Origin of the sequence: Nocardia higoensis, assembly GCF_015477835.1 — a bacterium.
Taxonomy (GTDB): Bacteria; Actinomycetota; Actinomycetes; order Mycobacteriales; family Mycobacteriaceae; genus Nocardia; species Nocardia higoensis_A.
In genome coordinates this window covers 2,040,634-2,061,789 of record NZ_JADLQN010000001.1, presented here as the reverse complement: position 1 = coordinate 2,061,789, position 21,156 = coordinate 2,040,634, and the positions used below count along the sequence as shown (strand labels likewise).

Below are 21,156 nucleotides of genomic sequence, written 5' to 3'. Positions count from 1 at the left end.
GTGCCCGAACTTCCCGAGGTCGAGGTGGTCCGGCGTGGGCTGGCCGAGCATGTGGTCGGTCGGGTCGTCGAGTCGGTCGTCATCACCCACCCTCGTTCGGTGCGCAGGCACATTCTGGGCGCGGCCGATCTGACCGCCCGGATCGCCGGTCGCCGTGTGCGTGCCGCCTGCCGTCGAGGCAAGTATCTGTGGCTCACCTTCGACGAGCCGGACACCTCCGCCGCCGGCTCACCGGCCATGGACGCGGCCCTCGTCGTGCACCTGGGCATGAGCGGTCAGATGCTCGTCCAGCCCGCGGGCGCGCCCGTGGAGAAGCACGCGCACATCCGCGCCGCTCTCGACGATGGGTCCGAACTACGGTTCGTCGATCAGCGCACCTTCGGTGGCTGGGCGCTGGCTCCGCTGCTGGAGGTCGACGGGTCGCTCGTCCCCGAACCGGTCGCGCACATCGCCCGCGACCCGCTGGATCCGCTCTTCGACGTCGAGGCCGCCGTCACCGCGATCCGCGCCAAGAACTCCGAGATCAAACGCGTCCTGCTGGACCAGACGGTGATCTCCGGGATCGGCAACATCTACGCCGACGAATCGCTGTGGCGGGCCCGTATCAACGGCAACCGTCTCGCCTCGGGGCTGAGTCGGCCCGCGTTGCGCGGGCTGCTCGCCGAGGTGCGCGCGGTCATGGACGACGCCTTGGCGGCGGGCGGGACATCGTTCGACGCGCTGTATGTCGACGTCAACGGGCAGTCGGGCTACTTCGAGCGCGCCCTCGCGGTCTACGGCAGGCAGGACGAGCCGTGCAGGCGGTGCGGTGCGCCGATCGGGCGGGAGAAGTTCATGAATCGCTCGTCGTATTCCTGCCCCCGCTGTCAGCCCCGGCCTCGTCGCCGCTGACCTGCGTCCGCCCGCGATATCCGCCATATCGAAAGGTCGGGGACGTCCTCGTCGCGGTCGTGCGCACGGTGTCGGCGAAGATCTCGCGGAGGCCGAGCCGCGCGAGATACCGTTGCCTCGAACGGCCGACGATGTGTGCCGTCGGAGGAAGGACACAATGCGCAAGCTCACCTACTTCGTCGCCTCGACGATCGACGGGTTCATCGCCACCGAGGAAGGGTCGGTCGACTTCTTCCCCGTCGGGGGCGACCACAGCCAGGCGATCGCGGCGCAGTATCCCGAGACCCTGCCCACCAAGGTCAGGGAATCGATGGGCATCAGCAAGCGCAACGCGTCGTTCGACACCGTGTTGATGGGCCGCAAGACGCACGACTTCGGGGTGCGGACCGGCACCTCGAGCCCGTACGAGCACCTGCGGCAGTATGTCGTGTCCACCACGCTGCCGGAGAGCCCCGGCGTCGGGATCGAGGTGATCTCCGCCGACCCCCTGGCCCGGGTGCGCGAACTCAAACGGGAGAAGGGTCTGGGGATCTGGTTGTGCGGCGGCGGTGAGCTGGCCCAGGTGCTGCTGCCGGAGATCGATCAGATCTTCCTCAAGCTGTATCCGATCGTGCTCGGCCGGGGCCGGTCGCTGTTCGGTTCGGGGCCGCGCCTGCCCGAGCCGGCGCAGTTCCGGGTGATCACCAGCCGGGTGTTCGAAGACGGCGTCGCCTTCCTGAAGTACAGCAGGATCCGCTAGATGGCCGAACCCGATCCAGCGGACCCAGGGCCCGCGGCGCACGCGCCGGGGCCGGTGGAAACACTGCGGGAGATCGGGTTCTGGCTCGAACGTCAGCGCGCCGAGACCTATCGGGTGAAGGCCTACCGGCGGGCCGCCGATGTGGTGGCCGCGCTGGACGATGCCGAGTTCGCGGCTCACACAGCCGCGAACTCATGGCAGGACCTGCCCGGCATCGGCCCGAAGACCGCCGCGGTCATCGCGCAGGCGGCCGCGGGCGAGGTGCCCGGTCCGCTCGCCGACCTGCGCCGCCGCGCACAACCGATCGGCGCGCCCGGCGCACCGCTCCGTGCGCTGTTGCGCGGCGATCTGCACACCCATTCGGACTGGTCCGACGGCGGAAGTCCGATCGAGGAGATGATGCGCGTCGCGGCGGCCCTCGGGCACGAGTACTGCGCGCTCACCGACCATTCTCCGCGACTGACGGTGGCCAACGGGTTGTCCGCCGACCGGCTGCGCAGGCAGCTCGACGTGGTCGCGGAGCTCAACGAACAGCTCGCCCCGTTCCGTATCCTGACCGGAATCGAGGTCGACATCCTCGACGACGGCACGCTGGATCAGCGTGCCGACCTGCTCGCCGAACTCGACATCGTGGTGGCCAGCGTGCATTCGCACCTGCGTGCCGAATCGGCGGCGATGACCCAGCGCATGGTCTACGCGGTGGCGAACCCGAACGTGGACGTGCTCGGGCACTGCACAGGACGGCTGGTCACCGGCGGTCGCGGCACCCGGCCGGAATCACGGTTCGACGCCGAGGTGGTCTTCGAAGCGTGCAGGCAATACGGCACCGCCGTCGAGATCAATTGCCGCCCCGAGCGCCGCGATCCGCCCACCCGGCTCATGACCCTGGCCGTGGAGCTGGGCTGTCTGTTCTCGATCGACACCGACGCTCACGCGCCGGGGCAGCTGGACTGGCAGGGCTACGGGTGTGAACGCGCCGTCGCCATCGGCGTGCCGCCCGAGCGAGTGATCAACACCTGGCCGGTGGACGAACTGCTCGCCTGGGCGGGCGCGTCGGAGGGCTGAACGCCGGGACGGGTTTGCCGCCTGGTGAACTCCGATCGAATTCTTCCCTGACACAGCACATTTCGTGCCGTCGCGGTCCGAGAATATGCGGACGATTCGTTCCGGGGGCGGGGAGGGCAGTTGTTGGGGGAGTTTCCGCTCGACACCGTACTGGCGGTCGTCGGCATCGCCGTTCCGGTCGCCGCGTTCGTGTGGGAGTTCGTCGTCGCCGGCAGGCGCAGGATCGGCTACCGGGTCCAGATGGACACGCCCGTCACGGGCGAGGTCGAGTCGGTCTTTCCCGGCGTCCTCGGACGATTGCGACCCGTCCAACCGACGACGGCGTCGGCGCTGCGCGATCTGTCGGTGGTGCTGGTGCGTATCGAGAACAGCGGCACGACGACGATCGAACGCGGCGACTATCTCGCGCCGGGCGAGAACGTCGGTCTGCACCTGCGTTTTCCGAACCGCCGGGTGGTCGGCATGGCCGTCACCGAACTCAGCGACCAGGCACTGCGTGACTGCCTCGACGAACACTCCGGTATCGCGGTCCGGGAGGAGAACGGCGGTCGCGTAGGGGTCATCGATCTGCCCAAGGTGCCGCTGAACCGTGGTGAGCACTACAAGATCTTGGCGATTCTCGACCGCGCCGCGCGGGCGCCCGAGCACGAGCAGCCGGTCCTGGAAGGCAATCTCCGTGGCGGCCGGATCGCCGAGACCCGCAGTCGGACCGGCGTGCCACGCGCGATGGTGGTATTGACCGGCTTCCTGGTGGCCGTCATCGTCGGCCAGTTCGCGGTGGCGATGGTCGAGGAGCCGCCGATGCCGCTGGACTGCGCCGCGGGCGCGGTGAACCTGACCGGGTCCTCGGCATTCGAACCGGTCATCCGCGAAGCCGCTGGGCAGTACGAGAAGCGGTGCCGTGACGTCCGATTCACCTATGACTTCGACGGCACCGAGCGCGGTCTGGATCGGCTGTCGGAAGTAGGGCCGGACGGCGCCGTGGTGGCTTTCGGGGACGGGCCCAAGGGACCGGGCTACACGGCATTCCGGGCACGCGCTGTGGCACTGGCGGTCTACGGCGTGTTCGTGCACGCGGAGGTGGCCGTCGACGACCTCACCGTCGCGCAGGTCCGCGACATCTACCAGGGGCGGGTGACGAACTGGCGCGAGCTCGGGGGTCCGGATCTGCCGGTGGTGGTCGTCGATCGGGTCCCGGGATCCGGTAGCCGGGCGATCTTCGCCGACGCGCTGCTCGACGGTACTCAGCAGCTGCGCGAACACCGTAGTTGTCGGTCGCTGGAGAACACCGAGGGCACCTACTGCGTGGCATCCGTCACCAGGGACATGCACGATGCCGTGCGGGACATTCCCGGGGCGATCGGGTACAGCGAACTCGCGGAGGCGCGGCGGGCGGGCATGCGGGTGATCGCCCTCGGCGGCGTGGCCCCGGACCGGCAGGCTGCCGTCGACGGCGACTACCCGTTCTGGGGCGTGGAATACGTCTACACGCACGGTGATCCGCCAGTCGGCTCGGCGATCGCGAGCTTCCTGCACTACATCACCGTGGGGCCGGGCACGGAGGTGTTGCGTGCTCTGGGCAACGAACCGTGTTCCGGTAGGGCTGTCGACCCGGGTACCTGCGCCCCGAGATCCTGACCTCGCCGCGAGTTCAGGTGTGCGGCGCGGACTCGGCTCGGAGGGCGTCGAGGTAGGCCGCGGCCGCCAGATACTGGGTGCACTCCGGACCGTGGCCGGCGTGGACTGCGCGCAGGAACCGGGCGAGATCGGGAGTGAGGTCGGTGGGGGCCACCGCGCAGTCACGGTGGCCGGAACCCCAGAGGTCGAGCCTGTCCAGTGACGTCTGCATCATGACTCCAGTTCGGTGGGATCGTCCGGGGGTACCCGGCCGGTCGGGAGTGTACGAACGTGGATCGGCGTGTTCGCTATTCGGTGATCAACTGCCAGTCCCGCGGGACTCGGGCGGAGATCACCTGGTCGCCTTCGGCTTCCAGGTCGACGGTGACCTCGCCCAGGCGTAGCTCGGTCAGCGAGATCCGGCCCCACTCGGCGGGCAGGCGCGGGCACAGGGTGATGGTACGGGCGGGCACGTCCGGTTCGAGTCCGAGGAACGCGCGCACCAGCAGCAGCGGTGCGGCACTGGCCCAGGCCTGCGGCGAACACGAGGTGGGGTAGGGCACCGGCACGGCGAACCGGGAGCGCGAGAATCCACAGAACAACTCCGGCAACCTGCCGTCGAAAGCCGCGGCGGCGTCCAGCAGTCCGGTCGCCAGCCGGGTGGCCAGTTCCACCGCGCCGGGCACGTGCCCATAGCGCAGCAGCCCCGCCACCCCGATGGCGGTGTCGTGCGGCCAAACCGAACCGCAGTGATAGCTCATCGGATTGAACGCGCCCATCGACGAGGCCAGAGTGCGCAGCCCGAATCCGCTGTCCATTTCCGGGCCGGACAATCGGCGCACGAGTTCGGCGACATGGTCGTCCTCGGCGATGCCCGCCCACAGGCAGTGCGCGGCATTGCTGGTCAGCGCGTCGACCCGGCGTTTCGAGCCGTCCAATGCCACCGCGTACCAGCCGCGTTCGGGTAGCCAGAACTGCTCGCCGAACTTCACCCGTAGTACGGCCGCCCGCTCACGCAGTGCGCTGCCCAGGGGCGCCTCCCCGAAGGCGTCGGCCAGTTCGGCGCGCGCCAGCAGCGCCGCGTGCACGTAACCCTGCACCTCGCACAACGCTATCGGCGCCTCGGCCAGATGCCCTTCGGCATCGTTGATCCCGTCGAAGCTGTCCTTCCAGCCCTGGTTGATCAGGCCCCGGTCGGTGGCGCGCCGGTACTCGACGAACCCGTCGCCGTCGCGGTCGCCGTAGCGGGTGATCCAGTCCACCGCGGCATCGGCCGCGGGCAGCAACCGGCGGATGGCGTCCTCGTCGGCGCCCCAGCGGTGACATTCGGCCAGCAGCATGACGAAAAGTGGGGTCGCGTCGACTGTTCCGTAGTAGATGTGCCCTCCGAGCACCTGTCCGCCGGCCGGGCCGCGGCGCATCTCGTGCATGATCCGCCCCGGCTCCTCCTCGGTGAGGGGATCGACGGCGCGGCCCTGCAATTCGGCCAGCTGCTGGAGTGTGCCCAGCGCCAGATCGACCGCCAGCGGCAGCGCCATCCACGCGGTGAGCAGACTGTCGCGGCCGAACAGGGTCATGAACCATGGCGCGCCTGCGGCGACGAAGGGCCTGCTCTCACCGGAGTCGTCGTGGATCTGTAGAGCGCCCAAATCGCTTTCGGTGCGGCGCAACACCTGCATCAGCACGGGATCGGCGGCGACGATGTCGGTGGCGGTGTCGCGCCACGCCTCGATCTTGCGGCCGGGCGCGCTGACGCCGTAGTGCTCGCCGGGCGAGACCGCGGTCTGCACCCGCTGATTGCCCAGTGTGGGCTGGGCGATGATCTCGGTCTGCCAGCTGCCGCCGACCGGGACGACCGCGCGCCAGGTCAGTGTGCCCGGCAACACGATCGGTTCGACGCTGGCCGAGACCGACAGCCCGCGCATCCGATCGACCCGATCCTGCAGCAGCAGTTCGCCGTCGGCCACGGTCACCTCGGCGCGATGATGGCCCGCACGACCCTCTTTCACCGCGAACAGATCCACGAAATCGGCATCGACGTTCAGTTCCAGCGTGACCGCGGTCGGCTCGCGGCCCATGTTCTCCAGGATCAGCGTCTCGTGCATGCCTTCGGCGACGATGCGCTCACGTACCACGAGCAGTGTGCTGTCGGCCAGACCCGCCTGCGGCGGCCTGCGCAGGACGAATCGGGCCGTGAAAGCTTCCGGGCTGAACACCGACAACGATTCGGCGGGTTTGCCGTCGACGAGCAACTCCCAGCGGGACACCACACGCGCGTCCCGGAAGAACAACCCGTGCGGGCGGCCGGGTTCGACGTCACCCATCCGGTTCGACAGGCAGAAGGTGGAGCCTTCCACCAAGGTCACCGAACCGGAGCCGCCGAAACCGGCCGCCTCGCCAGAGTTCAGCGGCGAGGGGCCGCCTGGGGATTCCGCCATACTCACGCGGGCCCGCCCGCGGTGACCGCGCGCACCCGCTTCGGGGCGGTCAGCTGTGGGGCGCCGAACGCCCGTGCCACCGAATCACCGGCGCCGGCGACTGCTTCGGCCAGCAGCAGCCTGCGGTAGACCTGTTCGTAGCCGCGGCCGAGTGTTTCGGCGGCGTCGAAATTCTCGAGGACATGGGCGCGGCATGCCGCCGGATCGATCGAGCGCACTTCCTCGATCGCGCCGGGCAGTTCGGCCGGGTCGTCGCAGATGCGCCCGGTCACGCCGTCGACCAGGACTTCGGAGACCGCGCCGCCGCGCAGCGCCACCACCGGGGTTCCACAGACCATCGATTCGATCATGACCATCCCGAAGGGCTCCTCCCAGCGGATCGGGAACAGCAGGCACCGTGCGCCGGAAAGAAGTTTACGCTTGGCGGCCGCGTCGGCGAGGCCGAATACGTGATCGCGCTCGGTGAGCAGTGGGCGCACGTACTCCTCGAAGTAGGCCTGCTCCGGCGGTTCACTGCACTTGCCCGCCAAGACCAGCGGGATGCCCGCCGCGTGCGCCGCCTCCAGCGCCAGATGCGGTGCCTTGCACTCGTTGAAGCGCCCGAGAAACAGCGCGTAGTCTTCCTTGTCGGTCCGATACGGCCATTCGCTGACCCGCAGCGCGTTGTGCACCCGGCCGACCCACGGCAGTTCCGGCGCCAGCGCGCGCTGCCTGTCGCTGATCGCCACCAGCGCCACATCGTCGCCGAGTTCGCGGTAATAGCAGTAGGAATCGTCTTCGACCGGTCCGTGCACGGTGATCACGGTCGGCAGCCCGAGCGCGCGGTAGACCGGTGCGTTGAGCGGGCCGGCGAAGGTGTGATCGTGCACGAGATCCACGCCCTCGGTGACCATCAGGCGTTCGATGGCCCGGCGCACCTTCAGCGCGTGCACGACTTCGGGGAACGGCTCGCCGAGACGCTCGGGCAGGATCCGGTCCCAGACGGTGACCAGATCGCCCTTGGTGCCCGGCTCGCCCGCGCCGATCAGGGTGACCCGGTGGCCGCGATCGACCAGGGAGTCGACGAGATCGGCGACGACGGCCTCGACACCGCCGTAGGCCTTGGGGGGAACGTCGAAATAGGGTGGAACGACCATGGCAATGTGCAATTCGCTACCGAGATGATCGATCGACACAAGGTCCGTGGCGGTACGTGACACCGCTACCGGCTCCGAGAACGCTGCGCTCATGACCCTCCTTCCAGGGACACAACCGTTGGCACTCGCTTCACCCGGCAACTTCCGAGTGCCGGGCGCCGAAATGTGGTCCGTCTCCGTCACTCGAGGCTTGTCGTGACGCATGTCACGATCAGAGGGGGCCGACGCCGTGGTACCGCGTGACGAGCGGCTCAACCGTCCCACCTGGCGTGTCGTTATCTGTTTGTTATCCAAGCGATAGCTGGAATGGTGCTGGAATATCGGTCGCGTGACCATCAGCGGCCTTGTGGTGCGCCGCGCGGACCTCGGGTTTGCGCGGGATGCGGGCGAATCGGACGGCTACCGCGTAGGGTGGTGGTATTCGGGGGATTTCCGAGCGCACCGCCGACGTGGCCGTGCCGCCTCCGAATTGCGATCCGGCCGCTGTCTCGCCGGGACAGGAGCGTCCCCATGACGCATGATGACCTTCCGTCGTTCAGCCATCTCGCGACGCAGGAACAGAACCAGACCGTGTCCGTGGCCGCGGTGCCGCGCCCGGTCTTCAGCAGCCCCGACACCGCGGGTGCCGCGCCCGTCGAGCACATCGACCCGCGCGCGCACGGCCGCGCCCGTGGCGCTGCCTCCCAGCGCCGCCACTAGGTCCGCGTCGAGTGCGGTGCCGCCTGTGCGCGGCACCGCACTCGCGGCAGCGCGGCGTGCGCGTGTGGCGTCGGCCGCTCGCGGAATGCCCGCCGGTTCGTCCGGTGTTGCCGGGTGTGGGCCGATCTCGACACGGGCGGTCAGGACACGAATGGCAGGATTCACGCTATGGCTGAACCGACCGCGACCGCTGCTACCACCGCGACCGACGCGCCGACCACGCTCTGGGTCGAACGCACCGGCACCAGGGCCTACACCGGCCGCAGTTCTCGCGGCGCGGAGGTGAAGATCGCCTCGCAGGGCGTGCCGGGCGCCTTCACCCCGGGTGAACTGCTCAAGATCGCGCTGGCCGCCTGCTCCGGCCTCAGCGCCGACTTCCCGCTCTCCCGCAAACTCGGCGACAACTTCGACGCCACCATCCGGGTCTCCGGCGACCCCGACCGGGAGAACGAGGTGTACCCGCAGCTCGACGAGATCTTCGAACTGGACCTCAGCGAACTCGACGCGCAGGAGCGCGAGCGCCTGCTGGTGACCGTGCAGCGGGCGATCGACAAGGTGTGCACTGTCGGGCGCACCCTGAAAGCCGGCAGCAAGGTGACACTGTCGTTCGACGTCGACACACTGTGAGCCCGCCGCGCGCGCTCGCTCGTGGGTGAGCGACCCGCTGCCCCACCGGTGTCCCACGCCCGGCATGCTGTCGGGCATGAGTGAACGCGAGGACACGGGTGCCCCGGTGCGTCTGGTCGCCTGGGTGCACGGGCAGGTGCAGGGTGTCGGGTTCCGGTGGTGGACCCGTTCGCGCGCTCTCGAACTCGGAGTGACCGGATACGCGCGCAATGCCGCCGACGGCCGGGTCCACGTGGTTGCCGAAGGGTCGCGGGCGAACTGCGATCGGTTGCTCGACCTGCTACGTTCGGGCCGAACGCCTGGCCGGGTCGATCTGGTTGTGGAAAGCTGGGAGACCCCGCGGGGAGATTTCACCGGATTCGAGGAGCGCTAGTGGAAAGTGCGATGCCGTCGGGGAGCCGGCGGTGAATACGCCGGGGCAGGGGGACGGCACTCCACAGGACTTCGGCCCCGAGGACGCGCGACAGCCCGATCGCCAGCAGCCGCAACTCAATGTGCCGGACGAGAATCCGCCCCTCGGAAACGCGCCCGACAAGCCTCGGCAGCAGTTCGCGGGCAGTGTGCACAGGCAGGAGCCGGGAGTCACCCAGCCGCGCCCGCCCACGGTTGCCGAAGCCCGCGCCAGGGACAAGGCCCGTAGAGAGGCCGAAGGGCGGGCGCGCGCCGCGGCCGCCGCGGCGGAAGCCAAGCGCCGCACTCGCAACCGGGTACTGATCGGCGGCGTTGCCATCGTCGGCGTGGCCGGCCTGGTCGGCGGCGGCTATCTCGCCTACCGTGCACTCAGCGCGCCCGATGTGACCGCCTATTGCGTGAAGACGGAGAACGGCCAGGAAGTCGTGGTCGAGGATCGGTACTGCACTCCGGGGCAGAGCGGGTTCGTCGACGACAACGGTGGCGCAGGCGCCTTGATCATCCTGGGCAGCGGCCCGCAGTACCGCTATTACTACGGCGGCAACAACACCATCGGCAAACCGCCCCTCGGCGGCACCACGATCAGACCCAAGGGCGCCGACATCACCACCAAGTCCGGCACCACGATTCAGCGCGGCGGCCTGGGTAGCAAGAGCACCGGCGGTGGTTCCTGATGCGACGGATGCGGGGTACGCCCCGTCCCGGCTGGCAGCACATCATCGAAGAACAGGGCCTGGTCTACGGTGCGCCGGGCCGCTACGCCGATGGCGCGCCGCGCCCCTACTGGGACGAATCGGTGTACTACGAGTTCGACATGGACGAGATTCTGGCGCTGGAAGCCGATGTCGAACTGCTGCACTCGATGTGCCTGCATGCCGTCGAACACGTCGTGCTCACCGAACGATTCGCCGACTTCGGCCTGCCGGAGTGGAGTTGGGGGCCGATCGCCGAGTCCTGGCGGCGCGGCGACGCCTACGTCTACGGACGCTTCGACCTGCGCTACGACGCCAGGCGCCCGGCCAAACTGCTGGAGTACAACGCCGATACCCCCACCTCGCTGCTGGAAGCCGCGATCGTGCAGTGGCATTGGCTGACCGACACCCACCCCGGCGACGATCAGTGGAACTCCCTGCACGAGAAATTGGTCGAGCGCTGGGGCGAGCTGCGCAAGCAGGCGACGGATTCGCAGTTGCATTTCGCCTGGTCGAGCGCCGATGCCTCCGGGGAGGACAATGTCACGACCGCCTACATGCAGGAGACCGCCGCCGAAGCCGGGTTCGACACCATCGCGCTGCCGATCGAGGAGATCGGCTGGGACACCGAACTCGAGCGGTTCGTCGATCTCGCCGAAGCGCCGATCGAATCGATCTTCAAGCTCTACCCGTGGGAATGGGTGCTCGACGACGAATTCGGCAAGCGTGTGGTCACGAGCCTGCCCGCCACCGGCTGGATCGAACCGCTGTGGAAAGCGCTGCTGAGCAACAAGGCGATCCTCGCGGTGCTGTGGGAGATGTATCCCGGGCATCCGAACCTGCTGCCCACCTATCTCGACGAACCACACGAACTCACCGAGTACATCCGCAAACCCAAGCTCGGGCGGGAAGGCGCGAACATGACCATCGTCGGGGCGGGCATGGAAACCGCCACCGGCGGCGTGTACGGCGCCGAGGGGTACGTCTACCAACTGCTCGACCCACTGCCCGAATTCGACGGCATGCGACCGGTACTCGGCGCCTGGATGGTCGGTGACGATTCGGCCGGGCTCGGCATCCGCGAATCGGCGGGCCTGATCACCGACGACGGTGCCGCCTTCGTCCCGCACCGTATTCCCACCGGCTAGTCCCGCACACCGGCCGACTCTGATCCACTTCGTACGCCACATTTTCCGGAAAGGTTCACGATGACCGCAGTCGCCCTCGAATCGGGGTACTGGAGCGCGCTCGGCGAGGGCGTGGGCGCCATCCTCCTCTACGCCGTCGTCGGATTGGTGCTGATGCTCGTCGGCTTCTACGCCATCGACCTGACCACCCCCGGCCACCTGCGCGGACTCGTCGCCGAGGGCAAGCCCAACGCGATCATCGTCACCGCCGCCGGCCTGGTGAGCATGGCTTTCATCGTGGTGCTGGCCATCTACTCCTCGGCGGGCAAGCTCTCCGAAGGGCTGATCGCCGCGCTGGTCTTCGGCTTGGTGGGCATCGTCGCGCAGGTCATCTCGGTGCGGGTGCTCGAGCGGGTGTTCGGCATCGACATCGGCGCGGCGTTGCACTCCGACGTCCGTACCACCGAGGTGCTCGTGGTCGCCGCCGCGCACTTCGCGCTCGGCCTCGTGGTCGCCGTAGCCATCCTCTGATCGGCCCGGTGCGCGCGAGCCCGGCCGGATGGACCGGCCGGGCTGTGGAACTGTCCGGTTGCCGGGTCAGTGCCCGCGGGCGACCCACTCCGCGAGGGCCGGCTTCTCCGCGCCGATCGTGGTGCCCTCGCCGTGGCCGGTGTACACGACCGTGTCCTCGGGCAGTGTGAGCAGCCGATCCCTGATCGAATCGATGATGGTGTCGAAGTCGGAGAAGGACCGGCCTGTCGCGCCCGGGCCGCCCGCGAACAGGGTGTCGCCGGTGAACAGGGCGTGCAGTTGCGGCACCGACAGCGACACCGAGCCGGGCGAATGTCCCGGCGTGTGCAGGATCTCGATGTCGAGCCCGGCCACTGTCAGCCGGTCGGTGCCTTCGAGCGAGCGGTAACCGACGTCCGGGTGGGTCATCCGCCACAGCGGCTCGTCGCCCGGATGCAACAGGATCGGCGCGTCGAAGCGGTTCGCCAGTTCCGGCGCGACGGTGACGTGGTCGTTGTGCCCGTGTGTGCACAGCACCGCGACCACCCGGCGGTTGCCCACCGCGTCGGTGATGGCCTCGGCGTCGTGTGCGGCATCGACGACGAGCACCTCGTTGTCGTCGCCGATCAGCCAGACATTGTTGTCGACCTCCCAGGTGCCTCCGTCCAGGGAGAAGGTGCCGGAGGTGACGACGCGATCGATACGCGCGCTCACCAGACCACCACCGAGCGCAGCACGTCGCCTGCGTGCATCTTGGCGAAGGCCTGTTCCACGTCGTCGACGCCGATGCGTTCGGAGACGAACTTGTCCAGTGGCAGCCTGCCCTGGCGGTACAGGTCGATGTAGAGCGGGAAATCCCGTTCGGGCAGGCAGTCGCCGTACCAGGACGACTTCAACGCCCCGCCGTGCGAGAACAGGTCGATCAGCGGCATGTCGAGGGTCATGTCCGGGGTCGGCACACCCACCAGCACCACGGTGCCCGCCAGGTCGCGCGCGTAGAAGGCTTGTTTCCAGGTCTCGGGCCGCCCGACCGCGTCGATCACCACATCGGCGCCGAAGCCGCCGGTGAGTTCCTTGATGCGCTCGACGGTGTCCTCGCTGCTCGCGTCGACGGTATGGGTGGCGCCGAAGCCCTCGGCCCATGCCAGTTTCCGCGGGTCGCGGTCGACGGCGATGATGGTACGCGCGCCGACCAGGTTCGCGCCCGCGATGGCCGCGTCGCCTACGCCGCCGCAGCCGATCACCGCGACGGTGTCCCCCCGGGTCACGCCACCGGTGTTGAGCGCGGCGCCGAGTCCGGCCATCACGCCGCAGCCCAGTAGCCCGGCGACGGCCGGGTCGGACTCGGGATCGACCTTCGTGCACTGGCCCTCGTGGACGAGGGTCTTGTCGGCGAACGCGCCGATGCCCAGCGCCGGGCTCAGTTCGGTGCCGTCGGTCAGGGTCATCTTCTTGCTCGCGTTGTGGCTGGCGAAGCAATACCAGGGGCGTCCGCGCTTGCATGCGCGGCATTCGCCGCAGACCGCGCGCCAGTTCAATACCACCACGTCGCCCGGCTCGACATGGGTCACCGCCGCGCCGATGGTCTCCACCACGCCCGCGGCCTCGTGCCCGAGCAGAAAGGGGAACTCGTCGTTGATACCGCCCTCGCGGTAGTGCAGGTCGGTATGGCACACGCCGCAGGCCTGGATGCGGACCACCACGTCGTGCGGACCCGGGTCGGGAATCACCACGTCGACCAGTTCGACCGGTTCTCCCTTGGCTCGGGCGATCACCCCGCGCACGGTTTCGGACACGCATGCCTCCTCGTGGTTCGGCGTGCCGTCGTCGGCACGGTGCCCATATTGCCCGGGGAGGGCGGGCATTGCCAGCAGAACTGGACACCTGTCTGAACTTCGATATCTCTTGACATTCCATTGTGGAACGTCCACTCTGGGTGTGGACATTCCACAATGGAGTATTCAACCGGTCGATAGAGGGAAGCCGACATGGACATCTCGCCCGCCACCCGCGCCTCCGACGCCGAACGCGACCAGGTCGTGCAGCAACTGGCCCGGCACCTTGCCGACGGCCGCCTCGATATCGCCGAGTACGACGCCAGGGTCGCGCGCGTCTACGCCACCACCACCCGCGACGATCTGGACATCGTGCTCTCCGACCTACCGCGCTCGGCCGAGGCCGCCGGTCGGCCCGTCCGCTCCGGCTCCCGTCTGCCGCTCTGGCAGCGCATCGAGCTGCGTACCTGGGCCGGAGTGAGCCTGCTCGTGCTCGGCATCTGGGCGGCGGTCTCGCTCGGCGCGGGCGAATTCACCTACCCGTGGCCGGTGTGGGTCATCGGTCCATGGGGTGCGGTGCTGGCCTTCCGCATCGTCACCGGGTTCGAGTCCGGCCGTGGGTGCGGGCGGAGGGCGCGCGCGACGCCGGGTACCTCGGCCGGATAGACCGGCCGACGCGAGCGAGGTGCGCCCGATGCGCGGGTGTTCGTCGGTCAGCGGTAGCGGTGGCCGCGTCGACGTGGTTGTTCCGGCTCCGGATCCGGCTGTCGGTAGTCCCGGCTGTTGTAGTCCGGCCCGGCGTAGGCCGACCCGTTGCGATCCGGACCGTCGTAGTACCGGCCGCCGCGCCCGGGATCGTTGGACGCCATGCGGTCGTGTCGCGGCTCGGCATCACCCGGGCTGTCGTAGCCCCGATAGGCGGAGTGCCCCATGGACGAGGCCTCGCCCGGTGAGGCCGGGAGTCGCGACGACGGCGAGGGTCCCGGCCGGGAGGGGGGTGTCCGGCTCCGAGGCACCTGGGCTCGCTGCCCGTCGGCGGGGTCGATTCCGGTGCGGGCGCTGAACAGCCCGGGCGCGGGCGGCTCAATCGCCGACTCCCGCCTGCTGCCGTGGATCGACGTCTCGGGAAGGTCGTCGGCTGTCGGTCGTCGACGGCTGCGGCGGGGCAGGTCGGGGTGCGGGGCGTCGGCGATGCCAGGGCTGCGATCCGCCGGCGGATCGCTGTCGCGGAATCCGGCAGCTCTGCGCTTCGCGGCTCGCGCGATCGGTCCGGAATGCGGCTCGGCGCTGTTCCCCAGGGCGTTCGGGCGCTGCGCGGCGAAGGGAAGTGGGCCGGAATCGGCGGGTCTCGACGCGGGCAGGGGGCCCGAGTGGGAGCTCGGACGCTTCGCGGTGCCCTTGCCCGGCGGGGTGGCGCCCTTGCTCGGCGGGGTGGCGCCCTTGCCCGTGCGGATCGGCCCGGAGCCGGGTGCGCTCACGCCCGGGCGTCGGCGCGACGACGAGCCGTCCTCGGCGGCGACCCGGCGGTTCGGTCCGGAACGGGTGTCAGGGGGATCGGAGGTCGCCGGGCGGCGCGTGGTGTGCGCGGACGCGGAGGGGGGCGGCGATGCGGCTCGGCGGGAGCTGCGCGGCCGGGATTCGGAAGTCGATGGAGCTGCGGCGGATCCATCATGCGACCGACGTGCGCGTGTGTCGGTGGCGCGGCGCGGGGCGGGGCGCAGGATCGGGAGTTTGTGGGTGGTGCGACTGGGATGGTCGCCCTTCTCGCGATAGGTGCCCGCGATGCCGTGGGCGCGCAGCCAGGCGCCCGGGTCCGCGCGGCCGTCCGCGTCGAGTCGGGGGACCACCTCTGCCAGCAGTTCGAGGACATCGCCGCTGTCGCCGTCGTCACCGAGAGCGTTGCGGACGGCGGGGAAGGTATCGGTGCGGAAGGTCCAGGACCATTCGTGACCGGGGCGGGGGCCGCCGTGTTCACGGCCGTGGATGACGAGATTGCCGGACCTGGCGATCCTGGCGCGGATGGCGTGGGTGCTGGTGTCGTAGAGCAGGTCGTCCGCGCGCGGGGCGGGCGGATCGTCGGCCTCGAGTTCCTCGAGTTCCTCGATCCGCTCGGCCCGCACGATCTCGAACCACGCGGCGATCATCGCGCCTGCGGCCAGCAGCGCGGCCGCGGTGAGTTCCAGCCATACGTCGATGGGCAACAAGCGCCTGGTCCGGTCGCAGGCGTGCAGGAACAGCAGGCAGGCGAAGACGAGAGCGGTGATCCGGCCCAGCCGCAGGGCCGTGCCGATCGATGGTGCCCGCATTCGCCCAACGCTCCGAACCGATGAGTTCCGCCTGAATCCGAGTGGATCGTATGCGTACGGCGGACGAAACGGCAGTGTTCGCGACCGGCATTCCTGAGGTCGACGAGCCGCGGAGGCGGGTTGGGAGTACCGCGGATCGAGGGCACTCTTCTGGGCAACTGTCCAGCGTTGGGTCGGGTGGGGTGCATTCGCGGGGCTCGCTAGTCTGATCGAACAGCACTCGCGGCGCGGGGGATCGGGCGTGCCACGACATGTCGTGATCAGCCGATAACATGGCACCCCCGCCCGTCTCCGGCCCAGGAAAGGTCGTCGAATTTGCACCTGAAGAGCCTGACGTTGAAGGGGTTCAAATCCTTCGCGTCCGCGACGACGCTGCGCTTCGAACCGGGCATCACCTGTGTGGTCGGGCCCAACGGCTCGGGCAAGTCCAATGTCGTCGACGCGCTCACCTGGGTGATGGGCGAGCAGGGCGCCAAGGCCCTGCGCGGTGGCAAGATGCAGGACGTCATCTTCGCAGGCACCGCCGGTCGCGCGCCGCTCGGTCGCGCCGAGGTGACCCTGACCATCGACAATTCCGACGGCGCGCTGCCCATCGACTACGCCGAGGTGTCCATCACCCGGCGAATGTTCCGCGACGGCGCGGGCGAATACGAGATCAACGGCAACTCCTGCCGGCTGATGGATGTGCAGGAACTGCTCAGCGACTCCGGTATCGGGCGCGAGATGCACGTCATCGTCGGGCAGGGCCAGCTCTCGGCGATTCTGGAATCGCGACCGGAGGACCGCCGGGCTTTCGTCGAGGAAGCCGCGGGTGTGCTCAAACACCGCAAGCGCAAAGAGAAGGCGGTGCGCAAACTCGAGGCGATGCAGGCCAATCTGGCCCGCCTGACCGACCTCACCACCGAGCTGCGCCGCCAGCTCAAGCCGCTGGGCCGCCAAGCCGAGGTGGCCCGGCGCGCGCAGACCGTGCAGGCCGACCTGCGCGATGCCAGATTGCGCCTGGCCGCCGACGATCTGGTCACCCGGCGTGCCGAACTGGCCGGTCAACAGAGCAAAGAGGCCTACGCCCGCGAACAGCAGATCACCGTGCAGAGCGAGCTGGACGCCGCCAACGCGGCACTGGCCCAGCAGGAGTTCCAGCTGTCGCGGCTGACGCCGGGCGCCGAGGCGGCCGCCCAGACCTGGTTCCAGCTGTCCGCGCTCGCCGAGCGGGTCAACGCCACCATGCGCATCGCGGGTGATCGCGCCCGCCACCTCGGAACCCACACCCCGGTCGGCACCGGCCGCGACCCCGATCAGCTCGAAGCCGAAGCAGATCGCATCGAGGCCGAGGAAGCCGAATTGCGGGAGGCGGTCGAGATGGCGGCCGAGACGCTGGAGGCCGCGCGCGATCAACTGGCCGAGCGCGAATACGCGGCTAAGGCCGCCGAACAGGCCCACCTGGCCGCGGTGCGCGCCATCGCCGATCGGCGGGAAGGTCTCGCGCGGCTGTCCGGCCAGGTCGAGAACATGCGCACCAGGGCCCAGTCGGTCGACGCGGACATCGCGCGGTTGTCGGTGGCCATCGCCGAGGCGCGCAGGCGCGGCGAGACCGCGCAGGCGGAGTTCGACACCGTGCAGGAGGAACTGGGCGAGCTGGACGCGGGCGAGGAAGGTCTCGACGCTCAACACGAACACGCGGTGCAGGCACTCGAGCTCGCCGACCAGCGGGTGAACGAACTACGGGCGCAGGATCGGGACGCGAGCAAACGGGTCGCCTCGCTGAGCGCGCGCATCGAGGCGCTCGGGATGGGGCTGGCCCGCCGCGACGGGTCGGCGTGGCTGGTGGAGCATCGCCCGGAAGGTCTGCTCGGCCCGTTGTCGGGAGTGCTTCGGGTTCGTGCCGGGTTCGAGGCCGCCGTCGCGGCCGTGCTCGGTCCGGTCGCCGATGCCGTCGCCGCCGAGTCCGGCGAGTCCGCGCACGCGGCGATCCGCGCGTTGAAGGACGCCGACGGTGGCCGGGCCGCACTGGTGTTCGGCGTCGCGTCCGAGACCGGCGAGCGCTCCGATGACCCGGTGCCCTCGGGTGCGCACCGGTTGGCCGATGTCGTGGAATGCCCTCCGGAGCTGCGCGCGGGCGTGCTCGCGCTGACCACCGGTGTGCTGGTGGTGGACGATCTGGCTGCCGCGGCGGCGGTGCTGGCCGAGCGCCCCGAGATCCGGCTGGTCACCCGCGACGGCGATCTGACCGGCACCGGGTGGGTGCTCGGCGGCTCCGATCGCGCGCCGAGTCAGCTCGAGATCCAGGCCGATATCGACGCCGCCGAGGCGGACCTCGTCGCCGCCCAGCGTCATGCCGAGCAGTTGGAAGCCGCGCTGGCGGGGGCGCTCGAGGAGCAGGCCGATCGCAAGGAGGCCGTCGATCACGCGCTGCTCGCCCTGCACGAATCCGATCAGGCGATGATCGCCATCTACGAGCGGCTGGGCAGGCTCGGCCAGGCGGCGCGTTCCGCGCAGACCGAGGCCGAACGGCTGACCACGCAGCGCGCCGCCGCCGAGGCGAGCAGAGAAGAGACCCTGGCCGGTCTGGCCGAATTCGAGGAACGCCTGCGCAACGCCGAACTGGAACAGGCCGCCGCCGACGAGGGATTCGGCTCGGCGGGCACCGAGGCCGCCGGGCGGGAACGAGAGGAGGCCGCGGCCGCGCTCGCCGAAGCCCGGGCGATGGAAGTCGAGGCCAGGCTGGCCGTGCGCACCGCTGAGGAGCGCGCGGAATCGGTACGCGGCAAGGCCGACGGCCTGCGTCGCGCCGCCCGCGCCGAGCGGGAGGCGCGCGCCCGCGCCGAACGCGCTCAGGCCGCGCGCAAACGCGCCGCCGCGGTGGCCGCCGCCGTCGCCGAGTCCGGCGCCCGGATCGCCGGCGAGCTGGAGAAGGTCGTCGTGGAGGCCGGCGCCCGCCGTGACGACCTGGTGCGCCGCCGCACCGAGTGCGCGACGCAGGTGGAGCAGATCAAAGAACGGGCGCGCGCCCTCAACACGCAGCTGGCTCAGCTCACCGACGCCGTGCATCGCGACGAGGTCGCCAAGGCGCAGGCCGCGTTGCGCATCGAACAGCTCGAGACCACCATCGCCGAGCAGTTCGGCATCGCGCTGGACGACCTGATCGCCGAATACGGTCCCGATGTGCCGCTGCCGCCCTCGGAGCTGGAGATGGCCGAATACGAACAGGCCAGGGAACGCGGCGAACAGGTCACCGCGCCCCAGCCGATGCCCTATGACCGCAGCTCCCAGGAGCGCAGAGCCAAGCGTGCCGAGAAGGATCTGGCCACCCTCGGCAAGGTCAACCCGCTCGCGCTCGAGGAGTTCGCCGCACTCGAAGAGCGCTACAACTTCCTGGCCACCCAGCTCGAGGACGTCAAGAACGCGCGCAGGGATCTGCTCGAGGTGGTCGCCGAGGTCGACGCGCGCATCCTGCAGGTCTTCACCGAGGCCTACGCCGACGTGGAACGCGAGTTCGTCCAGGTGTTCTCGGCGTTGTTCCCCGGCGGGGAGGGCAGGCTGCTGCTCACCGACCCCTCCGACATGCTCACCACCGGAATCGAGGTGGAGGCTCGCCCGCCGGGCAAGAAGGTCAAGCGGCTCTCGCTGCTTTCCGGCGGCGAGAAGTCGCTGACCGCGGTGGCACTGTTGGTCGCCATCTTCCGTGCCCGGCCGTCCCCGTTCTATGTGATGGACGAGGTCGAGGCCGCGCTCGACGACACCAACCTGCGGAGGCTGATCGGCCTGTTCGAACAGCTTCGGGAGAAGAGTCAGCTGATCGTCATCACCCACCAGAAGCCGACCATGGAGATCGCCGACGCGCTGTACGGCGTGAGCATGCGCGGCGACGGCATCACCCAGGTGATCTCCCAGCGCCTGCGCGCGGAAGCTCCCGCTCCGGCCGTCGCGACCTGATCGCGGCGTCTCTCTCGGGGCTCGGCGACCGTCGCCGGAGACCGGCCGCGAAGTGAAGTCGATTCACACCGAGTCCGTCCCTGCGCCGCCGCACTGCACGAGCTGGAATCCCCCGACCTGCGACCGACCCGACTCAGCGGCGTTCCGCCGGCTCCGCCTCCACAACGGCTTTGATCCGCTGTGCTCCGGACTCGGCCAGCCAGGCGTCGAAGGAACGCAGACCAGGATGGACGGCCCGGGTTTCCTCGACCTCGGCCACCCAGCCGCCGTGATCCCGGATGCGCTGCCAGGTGTCGGCGAGCATCGGGCCGAGAGCGGCGGCCTCGTCACGGCTCATCTCCTGATAGTCGACCGGATGGCCGGTCGCGCGGCTGATCGCTGCCGCGGCCTCGCTCGGCGCGACGGCGTCTCCGGCCAAAGGCAGCACCCTGGCGTGGAAACGCTCGGGTGCGGCGAAGGCGAGGGCGGCGATATCGGCGATGTCGGCGAGGGCGATCATCTTCATCGGCTGATCGGCGGGAAAGAGATGGCGGTGCACGCCGTGGTGAATGCCGTCCACCGGGGCGTCGCGCAGCAGGTAGTTCTCCATGAATCGGACCGGACGCAGCAGTGTGTAGGTGAGCCCGGACGCCGCGATCGCCTCCTCGATCCGCTGTTTGCCCGAGGAGCCCCACGCATCGTCCGCGCCGAGGGCGGCGACACCCGAGAACACGATCTGGGCGACGCCCGCGCGTTGTGCGGCGGCGACGAAGTTCTCGCCGCGGGTCGCCTCCCGGTCGACATCCCAGCCGTCGGGGCCATAGGTCGCCGGTGGGATGAGGAACGTTCCGGTGACACCGGCCAGCGCGTGCTCGAGAGTGTCCGGGGCGTCGAAATCCCCGGTGACCAGTTGCGCGCCCGCGGCGGCGAGGTCGGTCGCAGCGGGTGTGTGCGGGTCGCGGACCAGTACACGTACCGGCGTTCCCCGCGCGAGCAGGGTGCGTGCGGTCGCACCGCCCTGCTTGCCGGTCGCACCGGTGACGAGGATCGATCCGTGCGCGTTCTGAGGGTTCCCGGCGGATTCCGGGAAGTGGTGAGTGGACACTGTCCGCCTTACTGTTCTCGGTAGAATCGGGTCGCTCGACCCGGATACCGACCATATGGACGCACCGACCCGGATATCCAGGTCGAGTGAGACGAAGGGCGTAACG

Annotated in this window: 19 protein-coding genes; 12 read left to right on the top strand and 7 right to left on the bottom strand. The window is 69.5% G+C overall.

The window, feature by feature from the left end; translation table 11 throughout:
- The 4 genes from mutM to IU449_RS09300 all read left to right on the top strand — a co-directional run bounded on the left by mutM (position 1) and on the right by IU449_RS09300 (position 4,333).
- Positions 1-891, top strand: a complete 891-nt coding sequence (gene mutM / locus IU449_RS09315) for a bifunctional DNA-formamidopyrimidine glycosylase/DNA-(apurinic or apyrimidinic site) lyase (protein WP_195001447.1) — start codon at positions 1-3, stop codon at positions 889-891.
- Positions 892-1,048: 157 nt separating this feature from the next.
- On the top strand, positions 1,049-1,630 hold the full coding sequence (locus IU449_RS09310; protein WP_195001446.1) for a dihydrofolate reductase family protein: 582 nt from the start codon (positions 1,049-1,051) through the stop codon (positions 1,628-1,630).
- A complete protein-coding gene (locus IU449_RS09305) occupies positions 1,631-2,695 on the top strand; it encodes a PHP domain-containing protein (RefSeq protein WP_195001445.1) in 1,065 nt (354 codons plus the stop codon).
- Positions 2,696-2,818: 123 nt separating this feature from the next.
- Positions 2,819-4,333: a PstS family phosphate ABC transporter substrate-binding protein gene (locus IU449_RS09300; protein WP_228803853.1), complete on the top strand. Its 1,515-nt coding sequence runs from the start codon at positions 2,819-2,821 to the stop codon at positions 4,331-4,333.
- A 13-nt stretch (positions 4,334-4,346) separates the two neighbouring features.
- Here the strand turns inward: IU449_RS09300 and IU449_RS09295 are convergent, their stop codons facing one another.
- The 3 genes from IU449_RS09295 to IU449_RS09285 all read right to left on the bottom strand — a co-directional run bounded on the left by IU449_RS09295 (position 4,347) and on the right by IU449_RS09285 (position 7,886).
- Entirely contained in the window at positions 4,347-4,547 is a 201-nt protein-coding gene (locus IU449_RS09295) for a hypothetical protein (RefSeq protein WP_228803851.1), read from the bottom strand.
- A gap of 73 nt (positions 4,548-4,620) precedes the next feature.
- The gene (locus IU449_RS09290) at positions 4,621-6,756 is read right to left on the bottom strand and encodes a glycogen debranching N-terminal domain-containing protein (protein WP_416382117.1); all 2,136 of its coding nucleotides are present in this window, start codon (positions 6,754-6,756) and stop codon (positions 4,621-4,623) included.
- Positions 6,753-7,886, bottom strand: a complete 1,134-nt coding sequence (locus IU449_RS09285) for a glycosyltransferase family 4 protein (protein WP_195002438.1) — start codon at positions 7,884-7,886, stop codon at positions 6,753-6,755. Before IU449_RS09285 ends, IU449_RS09290 begins: the two co-directional genes overlap by 4 nt.
- A gap of 510 nt (positions 7,887-8,396) precedes the next feature.
- Between IU449_RS09285 and IU449_RS09280 the strand changes: the two genes are divergently transcribed.
- The 6 genes from IU449_RS09280 (at position 8,397) to IU449_RS09255 (ending at position 11,973) form a co-directional block, all read left to right on the top strand.
- On the top strand, positions 8,397-8,585 hold the full coding sequence (locus tag IU449_RS09280; protein ID WP_195001444.1) for a hypothetical protein: 189 nt from the start codon (positions 8,397-8,399) through the stop codon (positions 8,583-8,585).
- Between the two features lie 168 nt (positions 8,586-8,753).
- Positions 8,754-9,212 carry an OsmC family protein gene (locus IU449_RS09275; RefSeq protein WP_195001443.1) on the top strand — a complete coding sequence of 153 codons (459 nt, stop codon included), beginning with the start codon at positions 8,754-8,756 and terminating at the stop codon, positions 9,210-9,212.
- 76 nt (positions 9,213-9,288) lie between these two features.
- Positions 9,289-9,585 carry an acylphosphatase gene (locus IU449_RS09270; protein WP_195001442.1) on the top strand — a complete coding sequence of 99 codons (297 nt, stop codon included), beginning with the start codon at positions 9,289-9,291 and terminating at the stop codon, positions 9,583-9,585.
- A gap of 31 nt (positions 9,586-9,616) precedes the next feature.
- Positions 9,617-10,297, top strand: coding sequence for a hypothetical protein (locus tag IU449_RS09265; protein ID WP_228803848.1), 681 nt, complete (start codon positions 9,617-9,619; stop codon positions 10,295-10,297).
- A complete protein-coding gene (locus IU449_RS09260) occupies positions 10,297-11,463 on the top strand; it encodes a glutathionylspermidine synthase family protein (protein ID WP_195001441.1) in 1,167 nt (388 codons plus the stop codon). The genes IU449_RS09265 and IU449_RS09260 overlap by 1 nt, the downstream gene beginning before the upstream one ends.
- A 60-nt stretch (positions 11,464-11,523) precedes the next feature.
- Entirely contained in the window at positions 11,524-11,973 is a 450-nt protein-coding gene (locus IU449_RS09255) for a DUF350 domain-containing protein (RefSeq protein WP_195001440.1), read from the top strand.
- A 66-nt stretch (positions 11,974-12,039) separates the two neighbouring features.
- Here the strand turns inward: IU449_RS09255 and IU449_RS09250 are convergent, their stop codons facing one another.
- Both IU449_RS09250 and IU449_RS09245 read right to left on the bottom strand, forming a co-directional pair.
- The gene (locus tag IU449_RS09250; protein WP_195001439.1) at positions 12,040-12,666 is read right to left on the bottom strand and encodes an MBL fold metallo-hydrolase; all 627 of its coding nucleotides are present in this window, start codon (positions 12,664-12,666) and stop codon (positions 12,040-12,042) included.
- On the bottom strand, positions 12,663-13,748 hold the full coding sequence (locus IU449_RS09245) for an S-(hydroxymethyl)mycothiol dehydrogenase (protein WP_195001438.1): 1,086 nt from the start codon (positions 13,746-13,748) through the stop codon (positions 12,663-12,665). Before IU449_RS09245 ends, IU449_RS09250 begins: the two co-directional genes overlap by 4 nt.
- A 192-nt stretch (positions 13,749-13,940) precedes the next feature.
- Between IU449_RS09245 and IU449_RS09240 the strand changes: the two genes are divergently transcribed.
- The gene (locus IU449_RS09240) at positions 13,941-14,393 is read left to right on the top strand and encodes a DUF1707 SHOCT-like domain-containing protein (protein ID WP_195001437.1); all 453 of its coding nucleotides are present in this window, start codon (positions 13,941-13,943) and stop codon (positions 14,391-14,393) included.
- A 47-nt stretch (positions 14,394-14,440) separates the two neighbouring features.
- Here IU449_RS09240 and IU449_RS09235 read toward each other — a convergent pair whose 3' ends face one another.
- Positions 14,441-16,033, bottom strand: coding sequence for a hypothetical protein (locus tag IU449_RS09235; protein WP_195001436.1), 1,593 nt, complete (start codon positions 16,031-16,033; stop codon positions 14,441-14,443).
- A 315-nt stretch (positions 16,034-16,348) separates the two neighbouring features.
- On the opposite strand from IU449_RS09235, the gene smc reads away from it, so the two are divergent.
- The gene (smc, locus tag IU449_RS09230; RefSeq protein WP_195001435.1) at positions 16,349-19,966 is read left to right on the top strand and encodes a chromosome segregation protein SMC; all 3,618 of its coding nucleotides are present in this window, start codon (positions 16,349-16,351) and stop codon (positions 19,964-19,966) included.
- A gap of 133 nt (positions 19,967-20,099) precedes the next feature.
- Here the strand turns inward: smc and IU449_RS09225 are convergent, their stop codons facing one another.
- Positions 20,100-21,050 carry an NmrA family NAD(P)-binding protein gene (locus IU449_RS09225; protein ID WP_195001434.1) on the bottom strand — a complete coding sequence of 317 codons (951 nt, stop codon included), beginning with the start codon at positions 21,048-21,050 and terminating at the stop codon, positions 20,100-20,102.
- Between the last annotated feature and the right edge of the window lie 106 nt (positions 21,051-21,156).

Excerpts from the sequence above, each read along its gene's own strand:
- IU449_RS09280 (WP_195001444.1), top strand. The coding sequence starts at position 8,397 with ATGACGCATGATGACCTTCCGTCGTTCAGCCATCTCGCGACGCAGGAA.
- IU449_RS09240 (WP_195001437.1), top strand. The coding sequence starts at position 13,941 with ATGGACATCTCGCCCGCCACCCGCGCCTCCGACGCCGAACGCGACCAG.
- IU449_RS09255 (WP_195001440.1), top strand. The coding sequence starts at position 11,524 with ATGACCGCAGTCGCCCTCGAATCGGGGTACTGGAGCGCGCTCGGCGAG.
- IU449_RS09235 (WP_195001436.1), bottom strand. The coding sequence starts at position 16,033 with ATGCGGGCACCATCGATCGGCACGGCCCTGCGGCTGGGCCGGATCACC.
- IU449_RS09295 (WP_228803851.1), bottom strand. The coding sequence starts at position 4,547 with ATGATGCAGACGTCACTGGACAGGCTCGACCTCTGGGGTTCCGGCCAC.
- IU449_RS09270 (WP_195001442.1), top strand. The coding sequence starts at position 9,289 with ATGAGTGAACGCGAGGACACGGGTGCCCCGGTGCGTCTGGTCGCCTGG.
- IU449_RS09310 (WP_195001446.1), top strand. The coding sequence starts at position 1,049 with ATGCGCAAGCTCACCTACTTCGTCGCCTCGACGATCGACGGGTTCATC.
- IU449_RS09305 (WP_195001445.1), top strand. The coding sequence starts at position 1,631 with ATGGCCGAACCCGATCCAGCGGACCCAGGGCCCGCGGCGCACGCGCCG.
- IU449_RS09285 (WP_195002438.1), bottom strand. The coding sequence starts at position 7,886 with ATGGTCGTTCCACCCTATTTCGACGTTCCCCCCAAGGCCTACGGCGGT.
- IU449_RS09260 (WP_195001441.1), top strand. The coding sequence starts at position 10,297 with ATGCGACGGATGCGGGGTACGCCCCGTCCCGGCTGGCAGCACATCATC.
- IU449_RS09275 (WP_195001443.1), top strand. The coding sequence starts at position 8,754 with ATGGCTGAACCGACCGCGACCGCTGCTACCACCGCGACCGACGCGCCG.